We start from the raw sequence: 18,441 nt of genomic DNA on the forward strand, positions 1-18,441 counted from the left end.
TCGCCCTAAACATCGGTCATGGTGCCCGCCCTGGCCCCGACCCGGGACCGCCAGGCGGCACCGTCACTCGCTGGCAACCGGGCCGTCGGTTCCGGGCGAACTCGCCGTCGACGACGCCCCACCATTGCCGAGAAGCACACCGGTGCCACCCTTGGCCGCCACCCGGGCAGCGCCGGTCTGTTCGGGCAGCCAGCCGGTGATCATGTAGCGGACCCGCTCCCCGATGTTCACGGCATGGTCACCGATGCGCTCGTAGTAGCGGGCGATCAGAGCGAGCTGCACCGCGGCCTGTACCGGAATCTCTCCCGTGTTGTGCCACAAGAAGATCTCCTGCACGAACTCGGCCTGAAGTGTGTCGAGTCGGTCGTCCAGATCATCGAGGGCAGCGGCCATGCCTTCGTCCTGGTCGACGTAGGAGTCGATGGCGATCCGGAACAGGCGGGTGGCTTCCTCGCCCATCTGGGCCAGCAGGCCCCGCAGCCGGGCCGACAGTGGCACCCCGAACAGCCGGCGGGAAGCCTTGGCGATGTTCACCACCAGGTCACCGGACCGTTCGATCTCGGCGATCATGCGCACCGCGGTGACGATGGCCCGCAGGTCGGTGGCCATCGGCTGCTGCAAGGCGAGCTGTTGGTAGCAAAGCTCCTCCAGCTCTAGGGCCTTGGCGTCGAGGGGGTCGTCACCGTCCACGATGGTCTGGGCCGTGGCCATGTCTCCTTGGAGCATTGCCTGGGTGGCTCGGGGGATCCCCTCGGTGACCAGCGCCGCCATCTGGATCATGTCCTGGCGGATCTCATCGAGGGTCTGGTGGAAGCTCTTGCGGATCTCATCCATGGTTGGCTCCTGGCTCAGCCGAAACGGCCGGTGACGTAGTTCTCGGTGCGTTCGTCTGAAGGGTTCGAGAAGATCTTCTCGGTGGCGTCGAACTCCACCAGAACCCCGGTGCGGGTGTCGCTGGTCTCGCTGACCTCGGTGGTGAAGAAGGCGCAGTGGTCGCTGACCCGAGCTGCCTGTTGCATGTTGTGGGTCACGATGATGATGGTGTACTCCCGCTTGATCTGCTCCATGAGATCTTCGATGCGGGCGGTGGCGATGGGATCCAGAGCCGAGCACGGCTCGTCCATCAACAACACCTCCGGGCCGACCGCCAGCGCCCGGGCGATGCACAGTCGCTGCTGTTGACCGCCAGACAACCCGAAGGCCGACGACTTGAGCCGGTCCTTCACCTCGTCCCACAACGCCGCTGACCGCAACGAGCGTTCCACGATCTCGTCCATGGCCGGACCCTTGCGGGCCAGCCCGGCCAGGCGAGGGCCGTAGGCGATGTTCTCATAGATCGACTTGGGGAACGGGTTCGGCTTCTGGAACACCATGCCGATCCGACGACGCACCTCTACCGGATTCACGGCCTTGTCGTACAGGTCGACACCGTGGAAGGAGAGCTTGCCTTCGACGCGGGCCGACTCGATCAGGTCGTTCATCCGGTTGAAGCAACGCAGCACCGTGGACTTGCCGCAGCCCGACGGGCCGATGAAGGCGGTGATCTCGTGCTCACGGATGTAGAGGTTGACGTCTCGCACCGCCTTGAAATCGCCGTAGAAGACCGCCAGGTCCTCGCTGCGATAGACCGGCGGGTCCTCTGCGATCGGGTGAGCGGCGCCAGAGGCAGCGGGCGACGGGTTGGGGTTCACGGCGACCTCGGTGAGGGCATTGGGGGCGGCGCACACGATGGTCTACTTCTTCCTGTCGAAATGGTTGCGGAGAACGATGCCCACGGTGTTGATGCCGAGCACCACCACCAAGGTGACGAGGATGGCGGCCTGGGTGTTGCCGTTCCACTTGGCTGCGGGTCGGGTGGCCCAGTCGGTGATGATCATGGGCAGCGCGGTGAAGTCGCCACGCAGGTCACCCCACTCACCACCCGAGAACACGCTGGTCTTGGCCCCCATGAAGAACAGCGGGGCCGCTTCGCCCAGCGCTCGGGCCAGACCCAAGATGGTGCCGGTGAGCATGCCGCCCATGGCGTTGGGCAACACCAAGGTCCGGGTCACCTCCCAGCGGGTTGCTCCGACGCCGTAGCCGCCCTCTCGCAGCGACGCGGGCACAGCACGAATGGCCTCGGCCGAGGTGATCACCACGATGGGCAGGACGAGCACCGACAGGGTGAGCCCGGTGGACAACAACGTCGTCCCGCCGGTGACGCCCGAGAACGGGCCGTCCACGAACAGGGCGAACCCCAACAGGCCGTAGACGATGGCGGGCACACCGGCCAGGTTCCGGATGACCAGGTTGACCAACCTGGTGAACCAGTTGTCGCTGGCGTACTCCTCTAGGTAGACGGCGGCCGCCACCCCCATGGGGAAGGCGATGATCGCCACGATCACCGCCGATGTGACGGTGCCCACCGTGCCCTGGAAGACGCCGGCCTTTTCGGGACGGACCGAGAACGGCCGTAGCAAGAAGTCGGCCACGCCACGGGTCGACAACACGTCGATACCCGCCGGTGCCACCGAAACCAGCAGGGCCACCAACGCCACCAACACGATCACCAGACAGGCGATGAGTGCAGCCTTGAACAGTGCTCCGACGGTGTCTGACTGGCGGCCCTGAAGCCGCGCCTGGACGATGTCGCGGGTGAGGTCGCTATCCACGAGGGCCACGAGTCGCCTCAGTACTTCTGTCGGACCCGACGGACGAACCGGTCAGCGACCAGGTTCAGCGTGAGGGTCAGGGCGAACAGGATCAGTCCCAGGAAGAAGGCGCTCTGGAACGTGTTGGAGGCACCGGCCACGTTGTCGGTTCCGGTGGCCACCGCGGCCATGGCGGCGGTGATGGTCGTACCTCCATCGAGCGGTGACCCTGGGCGGGTCGGCACCCCGCCTGCAGCCAGGAACACCACCATGGTCTCGCCGATGGCCCGAGAGATCGACAGGATCAGACCGGCCACCAGTCCACTGACCGCAGCCGGGACCACCACCCGCACCACGGTGGTCACCTTGCGGGCCCCGAGCCCGTAGGACGCTTCTCGAAGGCTCATCGGGACGGCACGCAGGGCATCCTCGGCCACCGATGTCATGAGCGGGATGGTGAGCAGACCTACGGCGATGCCGGCCACCAGCAGGTTCTTGGCGGGCGCCCCGCTGAACAGGCGTTGCACCAGTTCGGGGGCGATGAAACGGATGGCGAAGTAGCCGACCACCACCGAGGGAATCGACGCCAGCACCTCGACCACCGGTTTGACGATGCGGCGCACCCGGGGGTTGGCGTACTCGGACAGGTAGATGGCCGCCCCCAACCCAATGGGTCCGGCCACCAACACCGCCACCAACGTGACCCACATGGTGCCCAACACCGGAGACAACACGCCGAAGCGACCAAGTCGGGGGTTCCAGATCTGATCACCGAGGTCGGCGATGCGGATCGTGGTGACGAAGCCGAGGGCATCTCGCAACAACACGACCACGATGGCGACGCTGATCAACACCGACGTGGCTGCGGCACCGGTCAGGGCGTAGTGGACCAAACGTTCCGTACGGTTGCGGGCAGCGTTGCCGGCCATGTCGGCCAAGGTCAGGCCCGTGGGGTGGCGGGGGTCGACGTTGGTCACCTGTGCACCTCGACGTTCGAACCCACCTTGCGATCGGCCCAGGTAGCCAAGGTGGCCGATGGGTCGGCCAGTGGGATGTAGTCCACGGCGCTCACGTAGTCGTCCAAGCCTTGTAGGTAGAAGTCGATGAAGGCGGCCACCGCCTGGTTGTCGGCGGCCGCTCGAGAGTTCACGTACACATAGAGACGGCGGGCGATCGGGTAGCTGCCGTCCTGGATGGATTCCACCGTTGGCTCGACGCATTTCCCGCCCGGTTCGGCGGCGACGGGCACCAGGTTCACCCCATCGGCGACAGACCCGAAGGCGAAACCGACCCAGCCCAGACCGCCGGGATCCGCCGTCACGCCCTCGATGATGGCGTTGTCGTCGGGACTGGCCGAGTAGTCGGCTCGGGCCGACCCGGTCAGATCCTCGGCGACCTTGCCGGCCTCGGCTCGGGCCTTGGCGGTGGGCTCTATCACCAGTTCCACGAAGCTGTCGTAGGTGCCCGATTCGGTACCCGGCGCGGTTATCACCAGGTTGCTATCGGGAAAGGTGGTGTCAGAGCCCAACTCGGCCGCCAGCGCCTGGGCGTCGGTCCAGTTCGAGAACCCTTCGGACTCGGGCCCGATCAGCGCATACAGGTCAGCGAAGCTGAGGCACTCCACCTCGCTGGAATCAGGAACGACCACCGAAAGACCATCGATTCCCACCTCTAGTTCGATGAACTCGACACCGGCCGCCTCACAAGCCTCGGCCTCTTCGGCTTTGATCGGGCGAGAAGCGTTGGAGACGTCGGTGTCGCCGGCGCAGAACAGCTTGAATCCATCGCCGGTGCCGGGCCCGTCGACTGAGACCGAGGCCCCGGAGTTCGCGGCCATGAACTCCTCGGCCACCAACGCGGTGATCGGTTCCACCGTGGATGAACCAGAGATCGTGACCTTGCCCTTGGCGTCACCGCTGGCCGTCGGATCGTCGACCTTCTTCGTGCACGCAGCAGCGGCCACGACCACCACTGCCAGGGCCACCACCACCCGTCTCCGGGTTGAGGTCTTCGACCTCGACGACCTACCGGGCAAATCCGGGCTGAGGCTCACGATGACAACGGTACGAAGCGATGGTGTCGGCCCCCAAGCGTCGAGGTGAACGGAAGGTGAACGGATTTCGAACACTTCGAAACTCTCCGGGGCCGACATCCATGCCTGCGCTTCGCCTGAGGCCTCAGCCCTGTCGGGTGCCGACCTGACGGTCTTCCCAGGCCTTGACGGTCTCCGCCGGGTCAGCCAGGGCCACGTAGTCGGCCTCCTCGACGAACCCGGTCAGGCCCTCGAGGTAGTAGTCGACGAAGCTGGCCAATGAGCTGTTCTCCTCCGCCTTCGCCTTGTTCACGTAGATGAACAGGTCTCGGGCAATCGGGTATGAACCGTCCTGGATGGTCGCTGCGGTGGGCTCGACGCACTCACCGCCAGCTTCGGCCGCCACCGGCATGAGACGGACCCCATCAGCCTGGTCGGCGAAAGCGAAGCCCACCCAGCCCAGGCCTCCGTCGTCGGTGGCGACGCCTTCGATGATGGCGTTGTCATCGGGGCTGGCCGAATAGTCGGCACGGGCGGCGCCGACCTCGTCCTCGGTGATCTTGCCGGCCTCGACCCGCGCCTCACCAGCCTTCTCGATCACCAGTTCCACGAAGCTGTCGTAGGTGCCCGACTCGGTGCCGGGAGCGGTGATCACCAAGTTCTGGTCCGGGAAGGTGGTGTCCGAGCCCAACTCGGCGGCGAGCGCCTGAGCATCGGTCCACTTCGAGAAGCCTTCGGACTCAGGCCCGATCAGCGCGTACAGGTCAGCGAAGCTGAGGCACTCCAAGGTGTTGGACTCGGGGGCGATCACCGACAGCCCGTCGATGGCCACCTTCAGCTCGATGAACTCGACACCGGCCGCCTCGCAGGCCTCGGCCTCCTCGTCCTTGATCGGGCGAGAAGCGTTGGAGATGTCGGTCTCTCCCTCACAGAACAACTTGAACCCGTCTCCGGTGCCAGGCCCGTCCACCGAGACCTCGACCTCGTTGTCGGCCATGAAGCTCTCGGCCACCAACGCGGTGATGGGCTCGACCGTCGACGAGCCCGAGATGGTGATGGAGCCCGCCCCAGCCGGGGCCTCGCCGTTCGCCGAGGTCGTGGTCGATGCCTTCTCGTCCTCCTTCTTGGAGCACGCTCCCAGCATCAATCCGGGGACGACGACCGCAGCGGTAATTGCGGTCCGGTACTTCTTGGAGATCACGGATTGCCCTCCTTGGGCGGACGTTTGTCGTTGACGTCCAGGACGGTAAGGAGGGCGGGTTTCGCTTCGGAGGTGACGAGCTGAACTGGAGGTGAACTGGTACCCAACACTTTCCTCGGCTGCCGTCAACGGCGTGACGTCAGACACAAATGGCCGAGGATTGCATCGGTTTCAATCGGTCGAGGCTTTCACCGCAGAGTGGAGACGACGGGGGAAAATCCGGTCATGGGGGTAGGTCAGGAGTGACTCGGCTTCGGGGATCGGAAGCCAACGGGCCTCGTCGACCTCGTCGTTGGGCTTGAAGTCACCACCGTCTACCTCCATCGCCCAATAGCGAACCTGCTTCGACCGGCCTTTGCGATCGTGGTAACGGACAGCCCCCAACTCGGTGCCGAGCGGGCCGTGACAACCGGTCTCCTCCGAGGTTTCCCGCAGGGCGCAGTCCTCATCGGCCTCCCCCGGTTCGCACTTGCCCTTGGGCAGCGACCAGTCGTCGTAGCGGGGCCGATGGACTACCAACACCTCCACGTCGCCGTGCTCAGACCACCGCCACGGGACCGTCCCCGCCGCTCGCACCTCGATGGGCGCCCGCCGATCCGCTGGCGGATGTGCACCATCGTTGCTCCCAGACCCCTTGGCTCCAGCGCCGTTCACCCCATCGGCCTGTCCACCAAGCAGGGACGACGCCGGGGTCACCGTCCCCTCGGAGCGACGGCTCCGACCGGTCGCCAGCTCCTGGCACCGCAGGTGGGTGTCCACCTGGCCGAGCCGCTCCACGTGGGTCCAGACCCCGTCACCATCGAGAGCCCAGGCCAACGTGTCATCAGAGAGGTTCACCTCCAACAGTTCGTCTACGAGCCCCTGGAGGGTGCGGTCCATGACCGGGACCAAGGCCTCGACGCGGCCGTCGAGGTTGCGGGGCATCAAATCAGCCGACCCGATGTAGACCATCGGGACACCGAGGCCACCACCGTTGGCGAACCGGTAAATGCGGGAGTGCTCCAGGTAGCGGCCGATCACCGAGCGAACCCGGATGTTCTCCGACAGCCCCGGGACCCCGGGCCGCAGGCAGCAGATGCCCCGCACCACCAGATCCACCTGCACGCCTGCCGCCGACGCCTCGTAAAGGCGGTCGATCGCCACCGGGTCGACCAGGCTGTTCATCTTCATGGTGATGCGCCCGGTACCAGCCGGGGCTGCGATCTCAGCGTCGATCATGGCCAACAACCGGTCACGCATCGAGTGAGGGGCCACCAACAGTCGGCGGTACTCGACGTTGCGGCCGTAACCGGTGAGATAGTTGAAGAGCTGGGTGAGGTCGGCGGTGATGTCGGGGTCAGCGGTCAAGATGCCCAGATCCTCATAGAGGCGGGCCGTCTTGGCGTTGTAGTTGCCGGTGCCGATGTGGCAGTAGCTGCGCACCGCCTGACCCTCGTCTCGCACCACCAGCGCCGTCTTGGTGTGGGTCTTGAGCCCGACCAGGCCATAGGTGACGTGAACGCCGGCCTGTTCCAGGGCTCGGGCCCAGCCGATGTTGGCCGCCTCGTCGAAGCGGGCCTTGAGCTCTACCAGCGCCGCCACCTGCTTGCCCCGTTCGGCGGCCCGCACCAAGGACTTGACGATGTCGCTGTCACCCGAGGTGCGGTAGAGCGTCAGCTTGATGGCCAGCACCTTGGGATCGCGCGATGCCTGACGGACGAACTCCTCCACCGACGAAGAGAACGAGTCATAGGGATGGTGCACCATCACGTCGCCCTCGTCGATCACCGAGAAGATGTCCAACGGGGCGGCATCGTCTCGGGCGGTGAGGCGAGCCTGGGTGACCGGTGTCCACGGTTCGTCCTTCAAGTCGGGCCGGTCCAATGCGTTGAGGGCCCACAATCCACCCAGGTCGAGCGGACAAACCGTGAGCTGTACCGCCCGGTCGGTCAGCTCCAGCTCACGCACCAACAGGTCACGGACCTCGGGGATGACCATGGCGTCGAGCTCGAGGCGAACGGCGGCACCGAAGCGACGGCGGCGCAGCTCCATCTCCACCGCGGCCAACAGGTCGTCGGCCTCTTCCTCCGCCAAGGTCAGGTCTGCGTTTCGGGTGACCCGGAACGCAGTGGTGCCGACCACATCCATTCCGGGGAACAGCCGATCGAGGTGAGCGGCGATCACCTGTTCCAACGGAACGAAACGCTCCCCGTCGGGCATCACCACGAAACGGGGCAGCACCGGCGGCACCTTCACCCGGGCGAAGTGCCGTTCACCGGTATCGGGATCTCGCAGCACCACCGCCAGGTTCAGCGACAGATCCGAGATGTAGGGGAAAGGGTGACCAGGATCGACAGCCAACGGGGTGAGCACCGGAAATATCCGGTTCTCGAACTCACCGACCAGGTAGGCCCGGTCGTCGTCATCGAGCTGCTCCCAACTGGAGAACACGATCCCCACCCCGGCCAAGGCCGGGACCAGCTCGTTGAGAAACAGCTCCTCGACCCGGTGCACCAGCTCGGCCACCCGGTCGGTGATCAGGTCGAGCTGCTCGTTGGCGGTCAGGCCATCGGGAGAACGACCTCCGACACCGGCAGCCACCCGGTCGGCCAGGCCAGCGATGCGGACCTGGAAGAACTCGTCGAGGTTCTGGCTGAAGATGGCACAGAACTTGGTGCGTTCCAGCAGTGGCACCGATTGGTCGGCGGCCATCTCCAGCACCCGGGCGTTGAAATCGAGCCAGGACAGCTCGCGGTTCAAGAACCGTTGGGGTGAATCGGCTAGCTGGTCGTCCATCTCCGGAGGGTACCCACCCGACCGCAGATGGGCACAGGGGTCCGACGGAAGTTCACCCGCTGGTCACCTTCACTCCTCTGGGATGCCGAGGTCCCACTCGAGGATCAGATTCTCCCGCTCGGCGTCACGAACCACCCGCTCGCGGTTGCGCCGGAACTGGGGATCGTGAGGTGGAACGAGCTGGAGGCGGGCCTGCATCCGGTCCCGGAAACCGTCCACCATGGCCCGGTCGCCGAAGTCGCTCTGAAGCTCCCAATGGGGGGCCACCGGACCGAGGTACACCACCCGAACGTGGCCCACGGGCGGCTCGGTGTGAAGGGGGGCTTCGGTCTGTGACATGGCGCTGATCCTACCGGCCCGTCACCGGCACACCGCCAGCCGTATCCCCGAGGGGTCAGGTCACCTTCACGCTTCTGCTGTGCCAACCGGTGGCGCCGTCGGGGGCGGGCGCCGCCACCACCGGGGTCTGGGTTTCGCCTTCGCCATCGGTGGCTCGCACGGTGATCTGGTGTTCACCGACCGATGCGCGCCACCGGTAGTGCCACTGGACCCATGTGTTCTCACTGGCCACGTCCCCCAGCTCGCAGCGCTTCCAGGGGCCATCGTCGATTCTCACCTCGACCGCCGAGATGCCTCGGGTGGGTGCCCACGCCACGCCAGCCACATCGGTCATCCCGGCCGACAACTCGGCGCCTCCTTTCGGTACGTCGATGCGCGACATGGTCTTGATCGGGCCCTCCTTGGCCCAACCGCGCGGTACCCAGTATCCGTCGAAATCGTCCCAGCGAGTCACCTCGATGGCGTCGAGCCACTTGGTGGCCGACACGTACCCGTACAGCCCAGCGACCACGAGGCGGGCCGGGAATCCATGACGGACCGGCAGCGGTTCGCCGTTCATGGCGTAGGCGACCAAAGCCACCCGGCCATCGGTGGCCACGTCCATGGGAAACCCGGCCGTCCACCCATCCAAGGACCGTCCCACGACCTGACCACCAGCACCGGTGGCCACCGAGTGCACCCCGGCCCGTTCCAACAACAACCCGAGCGGGACGCCCTGCCACCGGGCGTTACCTACCAGGTCTCCACCGACCCGGTTGCTGACACAAGACAACGTGACCGTCTCCTCCACCGAGGCCAGGGCCAGCAGTTCGGCGTAGGTCAACTCGAACGGCCGATCGACGAGGCCATCGACGCGCAGTCGCCAGGTATCCAGATCGACCTGGGGGACGGTAAGCGCGGTGTCGATCCGGTAGAAGTCCTGGTTAGGGGTGATGTAGGGACTTACCCGAGCCACATCCAACGACGGGGTCGGAGTGGACGACGACGGGGCAGGTTCGGGGAGCACGACCTTGGCCCGCTCCGCTTCCGACGAGCCCACCGACGCCAGGTGGCGACCGATGGTGGCCACCACCGCGGCGGCGGCCACCACCCCGCCCGAGATGGCCAGGAACGTCCGGCGCGCCACCGCTACCGGGAACATCGAGCTGGACGGCGCTGCCTCCAATCGACCGCCGACGGCCACACCGTCCACCACCACACCGTCCACCACCACACCGCCTGGGACTGCCACGCCGCCGGGGGATCGATCACCGCCACGAAGGCGGCGAGCCACGCTCAACAGGCCCCACAGCACAGCGATCCCGGTCACCACCGCCATCGACGACGCCACCAGACCGGTGGCGGTACGAGACAGTTCGTCGGTTCGGTATGACTGGAACCCAACCGCACCAAAGGCCACGAACCCCGCTATCGCGACCACGAAACGGCGACTGGCGGCCACGCCCAACACCGCTCCCGCCCCCAGGGACACGACGACGATACCCACGACCAGGGCCACCTTGTCGTTGGTGCCGAAGAGGGCGACGGCGATGTCCTTGAGCGAGGCGGCAAACCGATCGATGAAAGCGGCTCCGACCACCGACACCGGCGACGGCTGGCCGCCCCCGGCCAAGCCGGCCACCAACTCCCCTACGGCCAAGGCCGATGCCGCCGCCGCCGATCCTGCCAACGCAGCCCAGCCTCTGGGCACCGAGGTCGACACCACCGACATCGGCGTGAGCACCTCGGGCGAATAGCTGTCGGTGGGGGAATGTCCTTGCTCGGTCACCTCACGCCCCTAACTCCACGACCCTCGCTCGATCCGTCCGACCCTCCTCAATTGGAGCCCAACGTGACCTCCAGGTTGGTTCGTCGCCCCATCCGCTCAACCGTCACGGTCACCCTGTCTCCGGGTTCGGCCGAGCGCACCAGACCGGTGAGCTGCTCGCTTGAAACCACGGCGGTGCCATCGAAGTCCACCACCACATCTCCGACCTCGATGCCCCCATCGGAGGCGGGCGAATCGGGTTCGACCGCCGCCACCAGCGCTCCGGCTTCGGCCGTGACCCCGTACTGGGTTCGCACGGCCTGATCGAGGTCCTCGTCCACCGTCACCGACCGGATCCCCAACAGAGCGGTGTTCCCGGTCAGGTCGCCTTCTCCAGCCTCGAGGCGGGGGATCAGATCCTTCACCGAGTCGATGGCGATCGAGAACCCGACGTTCTGAGCCCCTTCGATGATGGCGGTGTTGATCCCCACCACCCGCCCTTCGGCGTCCACCAGCGGCCCGCCCGAGTTGCCTGGGTTGATGGCGGCGTCGGTCTGGATCAGGTGCTCGAGCGAAACTCGGCCATCACTGATGCTGCGATCCTTGGCAGACACGATCCCGCGGGTGACGCTGGGGTCACCGCCGAGGTTCAGGGCGTTGCCGATGGCGACCACGTCGTCTCCCACCCTCAGGTTGGCCGAGGAACCGAGTACCGCCGGGGTGAGACCGGTGCGTCGGGCCCGGATCAGTGCGATGTCTTGGGCTGTCTCGGCCCCGACCAGCTCCGCCGGAGCGGTGGTGCCGTCGTTGAAGCGCACGGTGATCACGCCCCCTGCTCCCTCCACCACGTGTGCGTTCGTGAGGATCAAACCGTCTTCGGAGATCACAACCCCAGACCCTGACCCACCGAAGATTGAATCGTCGTGCCCGGTCTGGATCGTGACCACCGAAGGCTGCGCCTTGTCGAGAATGGCCCGTATGTCCAGAGCGCCGATGGTGGTGGCACTGGCGCCGTTGGCTACGTCCCCATCGCGGCCGTGGCGATGACCGAGGGCGTAGACACCGAAGGCCGAACCGACCACCAACGCACCGACGAGGAAGGCGATGAACACCGCAAGGGCGTTGCCCCGCCGGGGAGGGGTGGACCCGGGAACGGGACCGTCGAGGAGCGGAGGAGGCGCATCTACCGGTGGCGACGACGGGGTGCCGACCGGCCTCCAGTGGTCGGCCACCGGGGCTCGGCCTGCGCTGTCGACCGTGGGTCGAGGGCCGTTCCACGTCGAGGTGGACGGGCCACGAGCGGGTTCCGCCGGTGACGGTGACGCCGGTGACGGTGACGTGGGTCCTGGCGCGCCCGCCCTTCCCTCGACGTTGCGCCTGGTTCGATCACGACGCGCCGGCGGGGAAGGTTCAACGCCCGGCCGAGGCGCCCACGGCGACCACGAACCACCGCTGCTGGTCCCCGGATGACTCATAGGGACATGCAATCAGGTTTTCCCAGTATCTCCACAGCGCCTGCACCGAATCCTCACACGAGTCGGGGAACGATGTCCCCGGCGGTTTCGTCTCGCTTTATGGCCGACCCGCCACCATCACCACATCGAGGATGTCCCGAACCGGCAGCCGACCCTCGGACGCCGCCAGCGGGACGGAGGAGACCCACCGATGGAACCGATCCAGCCCACGTGGATGAGCCGGGGAAGCTGCCGCAACTATCCCGCGGCCGCGTTCTTCCCCAGCGACGGCGTGGGGGTGGACGCCGCCCGCAAGATCTGCGCGGATTGCCCCGTCAAGGATGACTGCCGTGAGTACGCCCTCGAACAGCGGATCGAGCACGGCGTGTGGGGCGGCTGCTCCGAACGGGAACGGCGCCGCATCCTCAAGTCCCGGCGAGACAAGGTCGGAGCCGTGGCCGCCGACCACCGGTCAGACCGAGAACCGGTAACCGTCTACTGACTCGGTCCACGGCGGCGCGCCATCACAACGTGAGCCTTGGCCGCACCCCATGCGATACCGGGTTCGGCCAGGTCTGGATGTACGTCGGCGAACGACGCTGGCGAAAGGTCATAGACGTCGTCAGGGAAAGCGCGGACCGCAAAGTCGTCTCGCTCCACCGGCGGCACTCCCGCTCGGGCCAACACCTCAGATGGGTAAACCACCGCGGAGCGGACCAACTCCAGTGGCCCACTGCGTTGCAGGTCGACGTCTTGGCCCAATAGGTCACACAGGCGACCAACGACATCTGAGCGAGCGCGCTCCCCCGCCGCGACCGACTCGGCCTGAAGTTCGCTGGCCAAGCCCAGACGCCAACCGTCGGCCACGCTCGCAACACACTGCGCGACCCACTGCACCATCACGGCGTCGACCGCTTCCACCAGCGCACGGGCATAGGCGACGAGTGCCTCCTCACCAACCTGCCCTGGATCACGACGGCGCGGCTGCGACATGGCACCGACGGTACCGGGACCGGCGTCAGCGCCACCCACCCGGTGTCTCCGTCGAGTTGCGAGCAGGCAACGGCGAAGAACCGGCCTGGCCAGGGCACTAGCGTCCCAGCCGTGCGGCGCAACATCATTTCCCTGATCCTCACCGTCTCCATGCTGGCGGCCACCCCTGCGGCGGCCGCCGTGGTCGGCGGGAACGACCCGGCCCCAGGAGGTGGCACCGGACGCATCGTGGGCGGATCCACCTCGTCGCCCGCGGAGTTTCCATACGTCGCTGCGCTCGTCTACGCCGACGGAGGGACCCCAGACGAGGACCTCTTCTGCGGGGCCACCGTCCTCAGCCCGAGTTGGGTGCTCACCGCGGCGCACTGCCTGGTCGACCGTTTCGACCAGTACCCCAACACCTACCCGGGCCCCACGGGCGACTACATCGGCCCCGAGGCGATAGAGGTCGTAACCGGGCTCACAGCGCTGGACGGCGACGGCGGTCAAAGGCTGCCCGTGGCCGCCATCTACCCCCACGCTGCCTATTCCGGGATCTACAACGACTTCGATTTCGCTCTCATCCGCCTAGCCCAGCCCACCACCGCCCCCGCACTGACCGTGATCGGGGCCAACGAGGCCAACCTGGAATCGGCGGGCACCATGGCCACCATCGTTGGTTGGGGGTGGACCGGTGACGACTACCCACTCGACCTCCGAGACGCCAACGTGCCGATCGTGGCCGACTCGACCTGCGCCTCGATCTTTCCCCCCGGTCGAGAGGCCAACGGGGAACCCACCGAGTTCCGGGCCCAATCCATGCTCTGCGCCGGGTTCATGGCCGGCGGGGTAGACACCTGCAAGGGCGACTCCGGCGGTCCCCTCGTGGTCAAGCCTGCCGGTTCTCAACCTCGCTTGGTCGGGGTCGTCTCTTGGGGCGACGGCTGCGCCAACCCCAACCTCCCAGGCGTCTACAGCCGGGTATCGGCGGTGCGACCGTGGATCACCAAGTCCACCCGGTTCGGGCCCTTCGCCCCCGACGCCGCCGCCTACGTGATCCAGCAGTACTACGACCTGGCCGGCCGCTGGCCCACCGGTGCCGAACTGACCCGATGGCTCACCACCTTCGGTGCGGCCGACTCACCGTCCCCGACATCGCTGCCGGTCGACCTGATCAACGCCCCGGCATGGCGAGACGTCGCCCCTCCCATCGCCCGCCTTTACCGGGCCACGTTCCTTCGCAACCCCGAGACCAACGGGTTCGCCTACTGGGTTGGGCCCGGCCGGGCCAGTCGGTCGCTGACCGACATCGCCACCTGGTTCGCCCAGTCGCCGGAGTTCGTCGGGCGGTACGGCAACCTCGACGATGACGAGTTCGTCGACCAGATCTACGCCAACGTCTTCGACCGAGCCCCCGATGCCGGCGGCCGCGCCTACTGGGTGGGACGCCTGGCCAGCGGCCTCAAGCGGGGCGTGCTCCTGGCCCAACTGTCGGATTCGGTCGAGTACCGCAAGGCCACCGGCCCGTCAGTGGCCACCATCACCACCTGGTTCGGTCTGCTGCGCACCATCCCAACCCCGACCCAGATCACCAACAACTCCGACCTCTCCACCGCCGCACTGGTCGAGCGGATCCGCACCGGCGTCGCCTACGCCAGCCGCTTCCAGGGATGATCAGGGCCGACCACCGCTACGACCTGAGCGTCGTCATCTCCACCCACGACCGACCTGCCCAACTTCGCGAAGCCATCGCCGCGGTGCGGGCACAGGACCATCCCGGGCCGATCGAGACCATCGTGGTGTGGGACCGGTCCCAACCCGACGAGACGCTCGAGGTGACGGAGTCGGTCGACCCCCATCGGCCGGTCCGCATCCTGGTCAACGATCGAACCCCCGGCCTGCCCGGCAGCCGCAACTGCGGGGCAGCAGCCGCCACCGCACCCGTGTTGGGCTTCTGCGACGACGACGACCTCTGGCTCACCTCCAAGGCCCGGCGCCAGCTCGACCTGCTGACATCCACCGACTCGGACACGGTGGTGTGCGGCATGGAGTTGGAGGTCGATGGTGAGGTCTTTCCTCGTCCGAGCGACACCGCTCTGTTGCGCTACGCGCACCTGCTCCAGTCCCGCCGGATCGAAGCCAACATGGTGGCGGCGCTGGTCCGCACCGACGCCTTCTGGAACGAGATCGGCCCCATGGATGAACACATCCCGGGCGGCTTCGCCGAGGACTACGACTGGATGCTGCGCGCTGCCCGCCACCAGCCGATCCCAGCGGCGACCGAGCCGCTGATCAGGGTGCGATGGGTGGTTCGCTCCCACTTCCGTCAACAGTGGCCTTCATGGGAGGCCGCCCTGCGGGTGGTGTTGGACCGCAACCCCGAGTTCTGTGGGGAACAACGGGGCCGGGCCCGGGTAGAAGGCCAGATCGCGGTGGCCATAGCGGCCCAGGGGCGTCGCCGAGATGCCTGGCGCCAGATCCGCACCACCTGGGGCTGGTCGTGGCGCGAACCCCGTGCCCTCATCGCCCTGGCCATCGCCGGAGGAGTCCCCGCCGACACCGTCACCGCCGCCTTGAACCGGCGAGGCCGTGGAATCTGAGCCGTCGCCCAGCACCAGCCTGGGTGTCCTCGCCTCTCTGCTCGACCTCCAGCCTGCGAACGATCACCGCGGCGCAGAACCGGCCGGCCCGGTTGCCCACCTGGCGCTGGTAGGTCCTCCAGACCACCCGCGATTCCTGGTCCCGGTCGACCATGGGCCGGCCACCCGCTCCGCCCTCCTGGCCTACAACCGCCTGCGACCACTCAAGACCCGCGCTACCAGGGCGATGCTGGCCGGCGGCACCAAGGTCGGGGTTGCCCGGTTCGCGTTCACCTCCACCTTCACCATCGACGTCGGCCCTGATTCGTTCATCCACCACCTGTGCGAGCTCCTCGGTGTCGCCAACCTCCAGGCGGCTGTCGGTGTCGGCAACTTCGACCCGGTGTGGAAGCCCACGATCCAGTGCTTCGACCCCGACGGGACGCCCTTGGCCTACGCCAAGGTCGGCGTCGGGCCGGTGGGATCACATCTGGTGCAGACCGAAACCGGGGTGCTGACCAAGTGGGCCGAACACGAAGACCCTCGGCTCGTGGTTCCCCGGCCGCTGGCCACCACCGCCTGGCAGGGCCAGCCCGTGGTGGTGTGCGAACCGATGCCCTCCGACGCCCGTCGACTGCCCGACGGAACGATCAGTGCCTGGCCCGCTCGAACCCTCGACGACCCCATCGGTGATCGACCACTCCAAGACGCCACCTGGTGGACCACCCGTACCGCCGATCACCACGATCACCCCGTCGTGGAACCGCTCATGGACGCGGTGGAGACCCACCACGGGTCTCGGGCTCTGCCCTGGGCTCGCTGGCACGGGGACTGGGTGCCGTGGAACCTGGCCCGTTCACGTCGGGGACTGGTGGCCTGGGACTGGGAGTACAGCGAACCCGGTGCCCCGGTGGGGCTCGACGAGATCCACGGTCGCTACCAAGTGCAACGAATAGTCAACGGGCACTCCGTGTCCGCCGCGTTGGCCACCGCCCATCGGGGTGCCGACCCGTGGACCGCCGATGCCCACCTGGTCATGTTGGCCACCCGCCACGCCCTGCTCGAGCGACTGGCCGGGACCCCCATCGGCGATCACCACGAGGTGATGGCCGCGGCAATGGACCGCACCCGGTCACTGTCGAGCCCGGCCCCATGAACCGCCCCGCCGACCCCGCGGTGGCGGCGGTGGCTCGGGGCGGAGCCACCAACCTGATCGGTGCCGTCGTCTACGGGGCATCCAACTTCGTGGTCCTGATCGTGCTCAACCGCATGTTGGGAGTGGATGATGCCGCGGTTGTGGTCGTGGCAATCGCCCTTTTCAACGTGGTTTCCACCGTGTCGGGCCTGGGTTGCACCACCGGGCTGGTGCGCACCATCAGCCGACTCCGGGCGGTGGACGAACCCGAACGATTGCGAGCGACCCTCCGGGTCGCGCTGGTACCGGTCACCTTGGTCTCGGTGGCGGCCGGCGCCGGCCTGGCCCTGGCTGCGCCAGCACTGGCTGACGTTCTGGCCGACGGTGACACCGTCGACCAGGTGGCGACGGTGCTGCGCTGGATGGCCGTGTTCGTTCCGGCCGCCACGGTCCACACCGTCGTGATCCAAGGCACACGCGGCTTCGACACCATGGTCCCGGTGGTGGCCGTCGAGCGCATCGGCCGGGCTTTGGCCCTGCCCGTGGTCGTGGGCATCGCAGCCGCAGCCGGAACCGGCCCTACCGGGGCCGGGGTGGCATGGGCATCCACCAACGCTGTGGCCTTGGCCTTCTCCATCGCGGCCATGAGCAAACGGGTCGACGACGCCCTATCCCGATCGGGGCGCAATCCGGTGGCCCCCGACCCTCAGTTCCGGCGGGCCTACTGGCGATTCACCGCGCCGCGGGCGGTGGGGCAGGCCTCCGAGGTGGCGGTGAACTGGAGCGACACCATCATCGTGAGCGCGCTGGTGTCGACCACGGCTGCTGGCGTGTACGCCTCGGGTACCCGCTACCTGCTTCCCGGGCTGTTCGCCGCCGAGGCATTGATGCAAGTGACCGGCCCTCGGATCAGCGGGCTGATGGCCCGCCACCGTCCCGACGAGGCATCGGCGTTGATCAAGGTGGTGGCGGGCTGGCAGGTGGCGGTGCTGTGGCCGATCTACACGCTCATAGCCCTGTTCCCCACCCCGCTGCTGACCGTGTTCGGGCCCGAGGTGGTCCAGGCTCGGGGCGCGCTGGTGGCTTTGGCGGTGGCGATGCTGGTGGCGACCCCCGTCGGGCCCGCGGCCTCGGCGATCCTCATGGCCGGACGGAGCAGCCAGGCCATGGCCAACACCGGGGCCGTGCTCGGTGTGAACATCGCCGGGAACCTGATCTTCGTCCCCCGCCACGGCATAACCGCGGCCGGCGTGGTGTGGGGCGTGACGATAGTGATCGCCGCGGTCCTCCCTGGATGGCAGTGCCGCCATCTGGGGATCCACACCCTTGGCCATCCGGCGCTGATCGCCGCCGTGCTGTCGACGTCCACGTTCGGGATCACGGCCGGTCTCAGCCGTATGACGATGGGGGACAACGCCAAAGGGCTGGTCGCGGCCGGTATTGTCGGTGCCGCGGGCTACCTCGTGGGGCTGAGGTGGGCCGGACCTGCGTTGAGCCTCCACTCGCTCCGACCCGGTGCCCACCGGTCCGGAGCCACCCACCTCCAACCGGATCCAGACGAGGAACATCAGGGCTGA

The 18,441-nt window shown here is 67.2% G+C and carries 16 protein-coding genes and 1 pseudogene; 5 read left to right on the forward strand and 12 right to left on the reverse strand.

Going from position 1 to position 18,441, the window contains the following annotated elements; genetic code table 11:
• Positions 1 to 63: 63 nt before the first annotated feature.
• From phoU to IPG97_03545, 11 genes and pseudogenes are all read right to left on the reverse strand, one after another.
• Positions 64 to 834 carry a phosphate signaling complex protein PhoU gene (gene phoU / locus IPG97_03495; GenBank protein MBK6855635.1) on the reverse strand — a complete coding sequence of 257 codons (771 nt, stop codon included), beginning with the start codon at positions 832 to 834 and terminating at the stop codon, positions 64 to 66.
• Between the two features lie 14 nt (positions 835 to 848).
• On the reverse strand, positions 849 to 1,691 hold the full coding sequence (locus IPG97_03500; GenBank protein ID MBK6855636.1) for a phosphate ABC transporter ATP-binding protein: 843 nt from the start codon (positions 1,689 to 1,691) through the stop codon (positions 849 to 851).
• Positions 1,692 to 1,733: 42 nt separating this feature from the next.
• Positions 1,734 to 2,660 carry a phosphate ABC transporter permease PstA gene (gene pstA, locus IPG97_03505; GenBank protein MBK6855637.1) on the reverse strand — a complete coding sequence of 309 codons (927 nt, stop codon included), beginning with the start codon at positions 2,658 to 2,660 and terminating at the stop codon, positions 1,734 to 1,736.
• Positions 2,661 to 2,668: 8 nt separating this feature from the next.
• A complete protein-coding gene (pstC, locus tag IPG97_03510) occupies positions 2,669 to 3,607 on the reverse strand; it encodes a phosphate ABC transporter permease subunit PstC (protein MBK6855638.1) in 939 nt (312 codons plus the stop codon).
• Positions 3,604 to 4,683: a phosphate ABC transporter substrate-binding protein PstS family protein gene (pstS, locus tag IPG97_03515; GenBank protein MBK6855639.1), complete on the reverse strand. Its 1,080-nt coding sequence runs from the start codon at positions 4,681 to 4,683 to the stop codon at positions 3,604 to 3,606. The genes pstC and pstS overlap by 4 nt, the downstream gene beginning before the upstream one ends.
• A 124-nt stretch (positions 4,684 to 4,807) precedes the next feature.
• A complete protein-coding gene (locus tag IPG97_03520; GenBank protein MBK6855640.1) occupies positions 4,808 to 5,863 on the reverse strand; it encodes a substrate-binding domain-containing protein in 1,056 nt (351 codons plus the stop codon).
• A gap of 171 nt (positions 5,864 to 6,034) precedes the next feature.
• Positions 6,035 to 6,445: an NUDIX hydrolase gene (locus tag IPG97_03525; protein ID MBK6855641.1), complete on the reverse strand. Its 411-nt coding sequence runs from the start codon at positions 6,443 to 6,445 to the stop codon at positions 6,035 to 6,037.
• Positions 6,446 to 6,577: 132 nt separating this feature from the next.
• Positions 6,578 to 8,638: pseudogene (locus tag IPG97_03530) on the reverse strand (RNA degradosome polyphosphate kinase).
• A gap of 69 nt (positions 8,639 to 8,707) precedes the next feature.
• A complete protein-coding gene (locus tag IPG97_03535) occupies positions 8,708 to 8,977 on the reverse strand; it encodes a hypothetical protein (GenBank protein MBK6855642.1) in 270 nt (89 codons plus the stop codon).
• Positions 8,978 to 9,032: 55 nt separating this feature from the next.
• Complete coding sequence (locus IPG97_03540) at positions 9,033 to 10,688, reverse strand: molybdopterin-dependent oxidoreductase (GenBank protein ID MBK6855643.1); 1,656 nt, start codon at positions 10,686 to 10,688, stop codon at positions 9,033 to 9,035.
• Positions 10,689 to 10,792: 104 nt separating this feature from the next.
• Positions 10,793 to 11,956 (reverse strand): trypsin-like peptidase domain-containing protein, encoded by a 1,164-nt coding sequence (locus tag IPG97_03545; protein ID MBK6855644.1) that lies wholly within the window; start codon positions 11,954 to 11,956, stop codon positions 10,793 to 10,795.
• A 457-nt stretch (positions 11,957 to 12,413) separates the two neighbouring features.
• Between IPG97_03545 and IPG97_03550 the strand changes: the two genes are divergently transcribed.
• Positions 12,414 to 12,680: a WhiB family transcriptional regulator gene (locus IPG97_03550; GenBank protein ID MBK6855645.1), complete on the forward strand. Its 267-nt coding sequence runs from the start codon at positions 12,414 to 12,416 to the stop codon at positions 12,678 to 12,680.
• On the opposite strand, the gene IPG97_03555 is transcribed toward IPG97_03550, so the two are convergent.
• Positions 12,674 to 13,171: a hypothetical protein gene (locus IPG97_03555; protein ID MBK6855646.1), complete on the reverse strand. Its 498-nt coding sequence runs from the start codon at positions 13,169 to 13,171 to the stop codon at positions 12,674 to 12,676. The two genes, IPG97_03550 and IPG97_03555, sit on opposite strands and share 7 nt — an antisense overlap.
• Positions 13,172 to 13,282: 111 nt before the next feature.
• Between IPG97_03555 and IPG97_03560 the strand changes: the two genes are divergently transcribed.
• Genes IPG97_03560 through IPG97_03575 form a run of 4 tightly spaced genes read left to right on the forward strand, consistent with a single transcriptional unit; the run spans position 13,283 to position 18,441 of the window.
• Positions 13,283 to 14,824, forward strand: coding sequence for a trypsin-like serine protease (locus IPG97_03560; protein MBK6855647.1), 1,542 nt, complete (start codon positions 13,283 to 13,285; stop codon positions 14,822 to 14,824).
• A complete protein-coding gene (locus IPG97_03565) occupies positions 14,821 to 15,750 on the forward strand; it encodes a glycosyltransferase family 2 protein (protein ID MBK6855648.1) in 930 nt (309 codons plus the stop codon). Before IPG97_03560 ends, IPG97_03565 begins: the two co-directional genes overlap by 4 nt.
• A complete protein-coding gene (locus IPG97_03570; protein MBK6855649.1) occupies positions 15,740 to 16,885 on the forward strand; it encodes a hypothetical protein in 1,146 nt (381 codons plus the stop codon). The genes IPG97_03565 and IPG97_03570 overlap by 11 nt, the downstream gene beginning before the upstream one ends.
• Positions 16,882 to 18,441: an oligosaccharide flippase family protein gene (locus IPG97_03575; protein ID MBK6855650.1), complete on the forward strand. Its 1,560-nt coding sequence runs from the start codon at positions 16,882 to 16,884 to the stop codon at positions 18,439 to 18,441. The genes IPG97_03570 and IPG97_03575 overlap by 4 nt, the downstream gene beginning before the upstream one ends.

Source organism: Microthrixaceae bacterium (assembly GCA_016702505.1).
In the GTDB taxonomy this organism is placed as follows: domain Bacteria; phylum Actinomycetota; class Acidimicrobiia; order Acidimicrobiales; family Iamiaceae; genus Aquihabitans.

Bases quoted from the DNA above. Each gene is read 5' to 3' on its own strand.
- IPG97_03565 (MBK6855648.1), top strand. From the start codon at position 14,821: ATGATCAGGGCCGACCACCGCTACGACCTGAGCGTCGTCATCTCCACC.
- IPG97_03540 (MBK6855643.1), bottom strand. From the start codon at position 10,688: ATGTCGGTGGTGTCGACCTCGGTGCCCAGAGGCTGGGCTGCGTTGGCA.
- phoU (MBK6855635.1), bottom strand. From the start codon at position 834: ATGGATGAGATCCGCAAGAGCTTCCACCAGACCCTCGATGAGATCCGC.
- IPG97_03535 (MBK6855642.1), bottom strand. From the start codon at position 8,977: ATGTCACAGACCGAAGCCCCCCTTCACACCGAGCCGCCCGTGGGCCAC.
- IPG97_03575 (MBK6855650.1), top strand. From the start codon at position 16,882: ATGAACCGCCCCGCCGACCCCGCGGTGGCGGCGGTGGCTCGGGGCGGA.
- IPG97_03550 (MBK6855645.1), top strand. From the start codon at position 12,414: ATGAGCCGGGGAAGCTGCCGCAACTATCCCGCGGCCGCGTTCTTCCCC.
- IPG97_03555 (MBK6855646.1), bottom strand. From the start codon at position 13,171: ATGTCGCAGCCGCGCCGTCGTGATCCAGGGCAGGTTGGTGAGGAGGCA.